This window comes from Paenibacillus sp. J22R160 (assembly GCF_059692135.1).
This window is the reverse complement of the sequence record NZ_JCAUAU010000001.1, coordinates 329390-341030: the sequence shown is the minus strand read 5'-3', so window position 1 is coordinate 341030 and position 11641 is coordinate 329390. Positions and strand designations below refer to the sequence as shown.

At 46.1% G+C, this 11641-nt stretch carries 7 protein-coding genes; 5 read left to right on the top strand and 2 right to left on the bottom strand.

Going from position 1 to position 11641, the window contains the following annotated elements:
• Positions 1 to 50 precede the first annotated feature (50 nt).
• From AC58UW_RS01340 to AC58UW_RS01330, 3 genes are all read left to right on the top strand, one after another.
• Positions 51 to 1061, top strand: a complete 1011-nt coding sequence (locus AC58UW_RS01340; protein WP_497418922.1) for a zinc-dependent alcohol dehydrogenase — start codon at positions 51 to 53, stop codon at positions 1059 to 1061.
• A 113-nt stretch (positions 1062 to 1174) separates the two neighbouring features.
• Positions 1175 to 2050, top strand: coding sequence for a helix-turn-helix domain-containing protein (locus AC58UW_RS01335; protein ID WP_497418921.1), 876 nt, complete (start codon positions 1175 to 1177; stop codon positions 2048 to 2050).
• 110 nt (positions 2051 to 2160) lie between these two features.
• A complete protein-coding gene (locus AC58UW_RS01330) occupies positions 2161 to 5916 on the top strand; it encodes an OmpL47-type beta-barrel domain-containing protein (RefSeq protein ID WP_497418920.1) in 3756 nt (1251 codons plus the stop codon).
• A gap of 330 nt (positions 5917 to 6246) precedes the next feature.
• Here the strand turns inward: AC58UW_RS01330 and AC58UW_RS01325 are convergent, their stop codons facing one another.
• Both AC58UW_RS01325 and AC58UW_RS01320 read right to left on the bottom strand, forming a co-directional pair.
• Positions 6247 to 7998 carry a cache domain-containing sensor histidine kinase gene (locus AC58UW_RS01325; RefSeq protein ID WP_497418919.1) on the bottom strand — a complete coding sequence of 584 codons (1752 nt, stop codon included), beginning with the start codon at positions 7996 to 7998 and terminating at the stop codon, positions 6247 to 6249.
• Between the two features lie 17 nt (positions 7999 to 8015).
• Entirely contained in the window at positions 8016 to 9560 is a 1545-nt protein-coding gene (locus AC58UW_RS01320) for a response regulator transcription factor (RefSeq protein ID WP_497418918.1), read from the bottom strand.
• Between the two features lie 225 nt (positions 9561 to 9785).
• Between AC58UW_RS01320 and AC58UW_RS01315 the strand changes: the two genes are divergently transcribed.
• Together AC58UW_RS01315 and AC58UW_RS01310 are read left to right on the top strand one after the other, a co-directional pair.
• A complete protein-coding gene (locus AC58UW_RS01315) occupies positions 9786 to 10709 on the top strand; it encodes an ABC transporter permease (protein ID WP_497419315.1) in 924 nt (307 codons plus the stop codon).
• A gap of 29 nt (positions 10710 to 10738) precedes the next feature.
• A complete protein-coding gene (locus AC58UW_RS01310; RefSeq protein WP_497418917.1) occupies positions 10739 to 11629 on the top strand; it encodes a carbohydrate ABC transporter permease in 891 nt (296 codons plus the stop codon).
• Positions 11630 to 11641: the final 12 nt, after the last annotated feature.

Genomic DNA, 11641 nt, shown 5'->3' with positions numbered 1-11641 from the left:
AAAACATTTATATTGAAAATGAGATCACTATGAAGGAGTGTTTCGACGCGATGAACAACAAAAAAGTAATTTTTCTTAATCCGTGGCAGGTTGAAACGGTGGAAGAGAATTTCTCTAGGCAGATTGGCGAAGGGGATGTTCTGGTCAAGAAGCTTTATACATTAATCAGTCCAGGAACTGAATTGGCTATGCTGTCTGGAAATGAAGCCTGGTTCCAGATGCCAGGCATACCAGGTTATGCGGCTGTGAGTGAGATTGTGGAAGTGGGAGCGGGAGTGACGGGGTTTAAATCCGGTGATGTTGTATTTCATTATGGGAGCCACTCCAAGTATGAGGTTGTTTCAATAAGGGGGACTTTTCTTAAAGTTCCGGAGAACCTGGATTTGAAATGGGTGCCGTTTACTCGCATGGCCACTGTCGCAACGACGGCAATTCGTGTTTCAAATATTGAGTTTGGGGATTATGTAAGCGTAACTGGGCTTGGACTCATAGGGAATATGGCCGCTCAACTGGCGCAGGCTCAGGGAGCTGCTGTTATTGGGATAGATTTATCGGTGGAACGACTTCGAATTGCCGAGCAGTGTGGTTTGATCTATGGTGTGAATGGTGGACAAGTCAGTGTGAAGGAACGGATTGCCGAAATCACTCAAGGGAAGGGAGTGTCTACGCATATAGAGGCTACGGGAGTCCCCAGTGTAGCGGTCCAGAGTCTTTCCTATATCGCGAAATTAGGGGAAATCATTCTCTTAGGTAGTCCTCGCGGTGAATATAACACGGATGTGACGGAAGTTTTGAATTACTGCCATTTATATGGCAGGGGCAGCATTACGTTCAAGGGTGCGCATGAATGGCGTTATCCTATTGAACCTAATGAGTTTGTCAAACATTCTTTGGTCAGAAACTCGAACATCATATTCGAAATGATGAAGCAGAAACGGCTGCAGATCGAACCTTTAATCAGCCATGTGCTGAAGCCGGAGGAAGCCAAGACTGCTTACGAGGGTCTCCGATTGAATAAGGATCAGTATAGCGGAGTTTTATTTGACTGGAGCGAGTCATGAGTTTTAAAAAAGCAGTTCGCCGCCGTTGCGGCTCTGGTCAATAGGAATCCCCATCCGTTATACTTGGGAAATGATGGGCAATCATTCATTATCATTCGGCAGGAGGGAAGTACATGGAGACATGGATGAACAGCTTGACGCCTTTCGTCAGAGTGGTCAAAATTCATAAATCCTTCTCTCTGGCTGGTGAATGGATGGATTATGACCATGTGTTTACCTATATCGAGCAAGGAGAAGCTGAGTTTTTTTTGGATGGGGTCAAATATCAGGTGAAGGAAGGGGACATTCTCCTAATGCCTCCCTTCATGGCGCATATTATTCGCTCTACGTCAGAGGTGCCATTGATTCAATATATCGTTCATTTTGATTTGTATTATGACGAAGAACGAAGCTCTTGGAAGGACCAAGCGATGACGGAAGAGCGTAAATTAGTGGTGGAGAAGGAGATGCAGCTAGCATCTACAATCCCCATTTCCCGTCTGACGCTTCCCGATCGGATGGAGTTGAAGAAAAGATTTCTGATCATGCAGAAGGAGTTTCTGGATAGGAGATCGGGTTATTCGTTGGTCCTAAAAGGAATTTGTTTGGAATTATTAGTTCTTTTTATGAAGGGACAAGTGAGCTGTAACGATAAAGAAGGTAAGATGACGAAGGGTTGGGTGTTCATTGAAAACACCATCAAATTCATTAATGAAAGATACTGGGACCCAGAACTGGATAACCATACGATAAGTGAGCATGTCGGAATATCGACCAATCATTTGTCGTTTTTATTTAAAGATCAGCTTGGCATTACGATTCATAAATATTTGACACATATTCGAATCGAACAATCGAAAATACGTATGATCGAAGGGACTCAGACATTAACCGCTATTGCTGAACAGGTGGGCTTCTCGAGCATTTATTTATTCAGCAGATCTTTCAAGGCTATGGTTGGAGTGATGCCCAGCCAGTTTATGGCGATGAATTCCGATATTGAGTTATAAAGTTCGTTAATTATCGTTATATTTCTGAAAATAATCGTGTAGAGATCTCTCTGACTTCATTCCTATAATGGATATGAAAGGGTTTGCACACCTTGAAAAGGAGAGATTTTATGCGAAGAAGGATTTCAAAATGGCTCGCTTTGCTCATGCTTTTGATGGTTGCCGTCCCTACCAACATCGGAATCGGCGTACAAACGGCTTATGCGGACAGCCAAACGTATGAAGCGGAAGCACCAGGTAATGCTTTAAACGGCAATTCAGCGGTCGCCGATTGTGGGGAATGCTCGGGCGGCAAGAAGGTTGGTGGCCTATATCAAGGCAGTACGCTGCAATTTAACGAAATTACAGTGAGCGAGGAGGGAAGTTATAAAGTAACGGTATCGTACATTTCCGGTGATCCTCGCTCGGTGAACATCCGTGCAAACGGTGGGAGCGCGGAAAACTATGATTTTCCGAAAACAGCGGACTGGAACACGGTCGGCAGCTTCGATATCACGCTGCAACTGAATGCCGGTAAGAATACGATCTTATTCGCCGACGGCAACTGGTATTCACCGGATATCGACAAGATCGAGGTCGCTCCTTCGACGGATCCAAATCCCGGAGACGGTGATGGAGATGGTGACGGATCGGAGCCGATATTTGCTCAAATTTATGAGGCGGAGTCAGCCGTGAACACGCTCGCAGGTAAAGCGGCCGTGTCCAACTGCGGCTCTTGCTCAGGAGGCAAAAAAGTCGGCGATTTATACCAGGGCAGCTCGCTGCAATTCAATCAGATCCAAGCAAAAGCCCCGGGTATTTATACGATCAAGCTGATCTATATTTCTGGCGATCCGAGGTCCATTCAAGTCAGTGTGAACAGTGGAGCGGCCGAGGTGTACGATCTTCCGAAAACGACGGACTGGAATACGGTCGGTACATTTGACGTCGATGTCACTTTAATGGCCGGCAACAACATCATCCTGTTGTCGGACGGTAATTCGTACTCGCCAGATATCGATAAAATTGAGGTCGGTCCTAAAGTGGTTGCGAATCCCGGAGATGACAATAACGTCGACGCCAGTCTCGGCGAGCCGGGAGATTCGAAACAATACGGCTCTATTACCGTAACGCATTATACGTACGGCGCTACGTTTTCGAACGGTGAGACTTCAATTGCCTACCATACGGACACAGGTCTAGCGGATTACTCCTGGAAAGACGTCAAAATTGTAAAAGGGGCATACGGCAGCTTGCAACTGGAGCAACCCCTCACTAGTAAGAGTTATACCAGTCATGCGTTATCGGATGCTGCGATCGTCCCGGTTCATGACGCATTCGGCACCGGAATCAGATTCACTGTCATCAATGAATCCTCCGGTAAGCCTGCGCTGCATCAAATTTATACCTTGTATGAAGGAAAAAGCTTTTTCTTGACACAGTTAAAAGCAGTAAATGCCTCTTCCATGACAACCAACAACATGGCTCCTGTCGTGGTGAACAATAGTGGCGGTGTGAATATCGGGAGCGGCACAGACAATCGAGTGCTGTTTGTTCCTTTCGATAATGATAATTGGATCCGATATAAGGCGCAACAGATCAACACGGCGAATACGGGGTATGAAGTAACAGCTATTTACGATAATACAAGTCGTAATGGCCTTGTAATTGGTTCGGTGACTCATGATACCTGGAAAACGGGCATTGCCTGGACCGGTTTTAATAACAAATTGAACAACCTGACAGTGTACGGGGGAGCATCTTCCAACATTACGCATGACGTTGAACCTCATGGCAGCATTTCGGGGGCACAAATCACTTCACCGACCGTGTTTGTCGGCTATTTTGCAGATTACCGTACCGGTCTTGAAGAATACGGCCATGCGAATGCCTTCATTACACCGCCCTTAAGCTTCCACGGCGCAGTTGCCGATGAAGTGCCGGTTGGATGGAACAGTTGGGGAGCTTTCGGCAGCAATCTAACCTACCAAGATGTCATCGATACGTCGAATTACTTCAAAACAAATCTTCAAAATAAGAATTTTAATAACGGCGGAGCGCTATACATTAATTTGGATTCTTACTGGGATAATTTATCGGATACCGAGCTGCAAAATGCCGTGAAGACGATTCGGGAAAATGACCAGCAGGCCGGCATTTATTGGGCGCCATTCGTCTACTGGGGCAACGATATGAGTCAGTTCGTTGAAGGAACGAATCATTCCTATACGTACGGCGACATTGTATTAAAAGACAGTACAGGAAAAGTTCTTCCTACTTTGGATGGCGCCTACGCGCTTGATCCGACTCACCCGGGCACGAAGGCTCGCATCGACTATTTCCTGGGCAAGTTTAAGTCCTTAGGCTTTACATATATTAAACTAGATTTCTTAACCCACGGTTCATTGGAAGGAAGACATGCCGATCCGTCCGTGACGACCGGCATCCAGGCGTACAATCAAGGGATGGCTTACGTGAACAGCGTTATTGACGGCAGTATGTTCATCAGCGAATCGATCGCTCCGATATTCCCTAGCCAATATGCGCACAGCCGTCGAATCTCCTGCGATGTGTACGGCAAAATTAGCGAAACGGAATATGAGCTGAACTCGCTCACCTATGGCTGGTGGCAGAACGGCACGATTTATCCTTATACGGATCCTGATCATATGGTGTTGTCCAAGGCCAGTTCCTTGAACGAAGCTCGCAGCAGAGTGAATTCCGCCGTTATTTCCGGCACGGTATTTTTGAATTCGGACGACGTTCATAATACGACCGCTCAAGCTTATATGAACGAGCTGCTAACGAACAAGGAAGTCAACCAAGTCGCTTTGCTGGGCAAAGCTTTCCAAGCGGTTGAAGGGAATACCGGTGCTGGTGCGGCCGATACTTTCGTGTTAAATGACAATGGCACTTATTACTTGGCTGTCTTCAATTACAATGCCGCTTCCTCCGTAGAGAAGACCATCCAATTGGACCGTGCAGGCATGGCCGGAGTCGGATCTTACCTTCGAACGGATCTATGGACAGGGGCTGAAGATACGGTGAGCGGAACCCTTCATGTATCTTTGCAGCCTGCCGAGTCAAAGCTTTTCAAGTTTCAGCTGGACTCTACGCCTCCTGTAACGAACGTCACTTTAGGCGGAATTAGCGGTTCTGGAACTTTTACGAACAAGAACGTCATCATGACGTTTCGTGCAGAGGATCAGCGGGGAGGTACCGGCGTCCTTTTGACTGAGTATAGGCTGAATGAAGGAGACTGGGTGACGGTTAAAGGGCCTGTGACTTTATCCGAAGAGCGCTTATACAGCATCGACTATCGTTCAAAGGACAGATCCGGCAATGTGGAGCAAGCCAAGCAAATAACGGCAGGCATCGACCGGACAGCGCCAGTCATCCAGATTACGGAGCCGCTAGCGATTTGGCAAACGGATACGTTGAATCTGCCTGTTCAAATCACAGATTCATTAAGTGGTATTAGCGGTAGCACCGTTCGATTGGATAACAAAACTGCCGGCAATCCGATTAAAGTTGGCCCCGCAGCATTAGCCGTCGGCAATCACCTGATCGATATAAAGGCAATGGATTTAGCCGGCAATGTGACATCGAATACGTATACGCTGCAGGTGAAGATTGATGCCAATCATTTCATGGATCTGATTAACATCGGCGTTGCGAACGGTTCGATCACGATTTCGGACAGAGGGAAGGAACTGCTGGCCAAAGTGGAAGCGATTGTGCGAAGCAGCAATAAAGAAGCGACGGTTCGGCAATTAAAGGCACTGCGCATCTTTGTCGAAGTTTTATCGGGCAAAAAAATCAGCAAACCATTTGCCACGATCCTCATCGCCGACATTGATTACTTCATCCAACAAGCAAACAAATAAATGAGAATCACAAAAGGCTGTCCCGAAAGTCATTGAATGACTGGGGGACAGCCTTTTGTGAACTTTTGGGAGTGCCTCATTAGATGAACGGGAAATACTACCGCTAAATCGCCCAATAACTCAGCTACATGTGTGAATAAATGGCATTTCTCCTGTTAATGCGGACGATTGAGCTTGGAAACAGGGTTAATGGAGATAATTAACGGGATTTTTTCCAGTTATTAGCTTTGCCTAGCCGAGGATTGCTTGAAATAAAGGGAATTTTTCCCGCTATTCAGCTAGCCCAAATCATCCAATAATCGAGGGGGCGCCTTCTATTGTTCAATAAGACTATGAACTAGTACCGTGCAGCGGAATGCGAATCTGTGCCTTCGTGCCGATACCGAACTTACTGTACAGCGTAACGCCGTATTCATCGCCAAATGCCAGTTTAATCCGCTGATCTACATTGGTAATCCCATATCCCGATACATTGTCGGTTTTATTCAAAGCACGTTCGAGCGTTTCGGGTCGCATGCCCATCCCGTCGTCGATCACTTCCAAATAAATATCACGATCATCCTTATAGGCTTTAATAATGATATTAATGCCTAATTCGTCATCCCAAATCGCATGATTAATGGCGTTCTCGACAAAAGGCTGCAGTGCCAGCTTGACCGTCTGGTACACAAGCACCGAGTCGTCAATCACATAATGAAGCCGAAGCAGTCCTTCGAACCGATTCTGCTGGATGGCAATGTAATACTTGGTCAGCTTGATCTCCTCACTGATCGGCAGGATCATTTTGCCTTTGTTCAAGGAGATACGGTAAAACTTGGCGAGGTGCGAGACCATTTCGTTAGTGGTAGTGTCATTGTGCTTGATAGCTAGCGCTGATATCGAGGCCAACGTATTGTACAAGAAATGCGGATTGATCTGGGCTTGCAGCATGTTCATTTCCGCTTCTTTTTTTGAAATTTCTTTCTTATAGACCTCGTTGATCAGTTCTTTCAAGCGGCTAGTCATTTTCTGAAAGGCGAAGGACAGCTGACCGATCTCGTCATGCCCCATAAATCTCATCTTGACATTAAAATCTTCCCGTTCTATTCGTCTGATGACATGAAGCAGCGACTCGATCCGCTTGGTGAAAAACCGGGCTGTGATGTATATCAACAGGATGGAAATGGCCATGCTGCCGAGTGCGATGAACAGAATCCTCTTGGAGGCGTTCTGCGCGTTCGTAATGAAGCTCTTATACGGGATGACGGAAATCGTCTTCCAGCCGTTTTTAATCGTATTATAGACGACAAATGATTTCTCGCCATTATATATGCTGTCGAAGCTGCCAGAAGTGCTTTCCCCGAACGTGCCAGGAATTAGCTGGCTTATATGTTGATTCAGAAGAGATTTATTCTGATTAGACAAGATCGTCCCGTTTTCGTCAACGATATAAATATCTTTTTGTTTGTCTTCCTTTGCCATGAGCCTGTAAATTTCGGCTTCGGCAATATTGAACGTAAGAATACCGTAAGGATAGTTAAGGCTGTTGTTATTGAGCAGACGCGCCAGAGTGAAGATCGGCTCAGGGTTTGTCGTATCTGAAGATACACTATATGTCACATTCCCGTACGTATGGCTGATCGCCTCGTACCACCTTGTTGCTTTGGCCGCATCGTCAATCCGTTTAATAAACACGCTGTCAGCTGGAAATGTCGTGTTGTTCGTGTAGATGGAGGCTGTCCGAATGTCGGGATTCGCAGCCAACACATTGTTAATGACATTATTAAAGTAAGTATACGAGTCCAGGTAGTCTGTACTGTCTGTATAATCTTTGGTTAACAGAAGCCGAAGTGTGCTGTCCAAATAGATGGAGGCGGATATTTTGGAATAGGAATCTAGCTTCGTTTCCAAGTTGGCGTTAATTTGATCCGTCGTTGCGATCATATTCGTGTAAACTTGCGCTGTTAGCTCCCGCTTGGTCGTGTCATACGAATATTTAACGAAAAATAACAACGGAAGAATCGAGACGATGCAAAAAACCGTAAACAGCTTTCTGTGCAGGCTGAGATTAAGGAATGTTTTGGCTATAAACCGGAATGGCATTGGCAATCGTCCTTGTATCATAAAAGTTTTTTGCGATATTCGTTAGGGGTCGTCCCTTTGAATTTCTGAAACACAGAACAAAAGTAAGAGACGTTCTCGTAACCTACCGCTGTAGAAATCTCATGAATTTTCTTAGATTTGTCTTTGAGCAGCTCAGCAGCATGTTGAATCCGCATACGTGTCAAATATTCAAGAATCGTTTCCCCGGTTTTTTCCTTAAAAAGGGTTCGTACGTAATTGTGGGAGAGATACACCTGCTTGGCAATATCCTCAATGGTCAACGGCATGCTGAAGCTTCGGTCGATCAGATTCGTAATTTGATGAACGATATGAAGGTTTTTGTCCTTGTCCTTATCCTTCATCAGGGCAAGAATCGAAAGGCATACGTCCGTTATGTGCGCTTCGATTTCGTAGATCGTTGCATATCTCGAAATCCGCTTCCAATCATCGACATACATGGAATGGACCGAGCCCCCTCCGAGTAAATTGGCAAAGTGCTGCTCAATGGCCGTAACCAGACGCAGAGAGGTGGAGCCTACCAGATCTTGATCGACCCTTGAATTGCGCATTGCGGCAAAAAAGCTTTGAATCCCGGCAACAGCCGTTGATTCTTGCAAGTGAGCGATGGCGTGGCATATTGAAGTAATCGCCGGTTCAGGATTCACCTCTTCGTACACCGGAACGACCGTTTGATCGGCCGATATGCATGTACCCAAGCCATAATAAAATTTGCTCGCATTCGCTTGATTGGCGGCTGCGCACAAGTCGTACAGGCTTTCTATGCCCATAGCGACGTTGGAAATGCCGATGGAGATGGTGACGCCACTGCTCCTGTCGCTTGCATGCCGAATCAGCTGCTCCGCCATATCGTAGAGTTCTGTGGATGATGCATCCAGCTTGCGGCAGTAGAGAACGGCGAACGTGCCTTCCTTGATTTGACAGAGAAAGGCACTAGGCATCTCCGTCTGCACGAATCGGCGAATAGGCATCACGGCTTCCATGCCATGTTGGCTGAAAGAATCAGCCGTTATATATAAAATTTGAAAGAAACCGCTCGCCGGTAGGGGGGACGGCAGAAGCTGCAATTTCTCAATCCATTGTGTTCTAACCTTATGATTGCTTTCCAAGAAAAGCTCTCGCAGATACGTTTCCTTGAGTACGCCCGAGGTTTGCGAAGAAATGCTAATTTCTTCACATTTGTGTTTGATTCTATCCATCAGAGCTTGGAGCTCCTCCATATCGAGCGGCTTTAGCAAATAGCCAATCGCTTCCACAGACAAAGCCGCTTTAATGTAGTGAAACTCATCGTGCCCGCTTAGAAAAGCGATTTGGACGTTGCGGTCGATCTGCTTGGCCCGTCTGCTGAATTCCAGTCCGTCCATAATCGGCATCCGCACGTCCGTCAAAATAATATCAGGACGAAGCTCTTCCATGCGCTGAAGCGCCTCTCGGCCATTCTTCGCCGTTCCGGCGACACGAATGCCCATATCTCCCCAACGGATGTAATCGGCCAGCATCTCGAGTTCCATTTTTTCATCGTCAACCAGCAGGATACTATACATTGAAAGCGTTACCACCTTTCCAGACGCATGTTTTTACTCATTTATTGTAGAACGTATAACACAAATAAACAATGACTTCCCAGAAGGATTGTTATTTTGGTATATGATTCTGAAAATGCTTGTATAGAATTCTTCTCAGCCTGTTCCTATAATGAGATCATACCAAAGATTATGGAGCTGATGAGCGGCTCGGCCGCCGCAGCCTGGAAAAGGCGGGTTGTACATATGGAAGCGTCACTCAAAAGGATGAAAGGACAGAAATATTTATACTTGATGATGCTGCCTGCTTTCATCACCACCTTGTTATTTTCGTATGGGCCGATGTTCGGGTTGTACATGGCATTTATCAATTACTCGCCTGGCGGGGGTTCTTTTTTTCAACAGTTTTTTACAAGCAAGTTCGTCGGCTTCGAATGGTTTCGGTACTTTTTTACAAGCGGAGACTTTTATATCATTATGCGTAATACGATTGCGCAAAGCTTCTTGTCACTGCTGGTCGGTTTTCCGGCACCGATCCTGCTGGCTTTGATGATCAACGAAGTGAAGACAGGCTTATTTAAAAAAGTGGTGCAAACGGTTTCCTATTTGCCTCATTTTATTTCTTGGGTTATTGCTGCGAACATCATCATCACACTGCTTTCATCGCAGGGACTTATCAACAAGCTCTTGGTGATGCTGCATATCACGGATGAGCCAGTGCAATTTTTCCAGAATGGACATTATTTTTGGGGGATCATTGCCGTATCCAACATGTGGAAAGATATGGGGTTTAACGCGATCATGTATTTGGCTGCCATATCCGCGATTAACCCCGAACTATATGAAGCAGCGAGAGTTGACGGAGCAAGCCGCATGCGCCAAATGTTTCACGTCACGCTGCCTTCCTTGCGCCCGACAATCGTGATTTTGGCTATTCTGGCAATTGGGGGCATCTTGAACGCCGGGTTCGACCAGCAGTATCTGCTGCAAAATAATACGATCTTGAAATATTCCGACGTCATCGATACGTATACGTACCGATATGGGCTGCAAAATGGTATGTTCTCTTACGGGGCAGCAGTCGGGCTGTTCAAATCGTTCATCGCCTTCATCTTGGTCGTCAGTGTTAATTCGCTCTCCAAGCGAATGAATCAGCAATCCTTATTTTAGCGAGAGTAGACGGGAAAGGGTGGGTCTGAATGAGAACTAAATCCAGTGGCGATATTGTTTTCGCCGGGTTCGTATATGTATTTCTCATATTGGTGTTTATTGTGACGTTCTATCCATTCTGGAACATCCTCGTACTGTCTTTGAATAGTGCGGAGGATACGATTCGGGGTGGCATTTATTTCTGGCCGAGGGTATTTTCCTTAACAAGCTACCAGCAGATTTTAAGCGATCAGGAAATTTTAAACGGAGTCAAAGTGACAGTTGCGCGTACGCTGATCGGCACGCCACTCGCTGTGTTCGTGATTAGCCTGCTCTCTTATCCGCTCAGCAAGCGCGATTTGGTCGGAGGAAAGTTCTTGACGCTTTTCTTCATATTCACGATGTACTTCGGCGGCGGATTAATTCCGTACTATATGATCTTAAAAAGCTTACACCTCATCGATACCTTCTGGGTATATATAGCTCCAGGTCTAATGAATGTATTTTTCATGATACTGGTGCGCACGTTTATTCAGCAGCTGCCTGGGGAATTGGATGAATCTGCGAAAATAGACGGTGCGAACGATGTGCAAATCTTCCTCAAAATCGTGCTCCCATTGACAGTTCCGGTGTTGGCTACGATAGGTTTGTTTACTGCGATCGGTCATTGGAATTCATGGTTTGATTCCTATGTCTTCACCTATAAACCGGAGCTGAAGACGCTGCAGGCTGTTCTCGTCAAAATTTTGAACCAATATCAGACGTCAACGATGGTGTCGGATGCGCAGCAGATGGCCGATTCAGCCAAACGTCTTGCCGTATCGTCGGATTCGATCCGGATGGCAGCAACAATTGTCGCGACACTACCTATTGTCATTGTATATCCGTTCTTGCAAAAGTATTTTGTCAAAGGCATGACTGTAGGAGCGGTGAAAGCGTAATCGAGCTTTTCT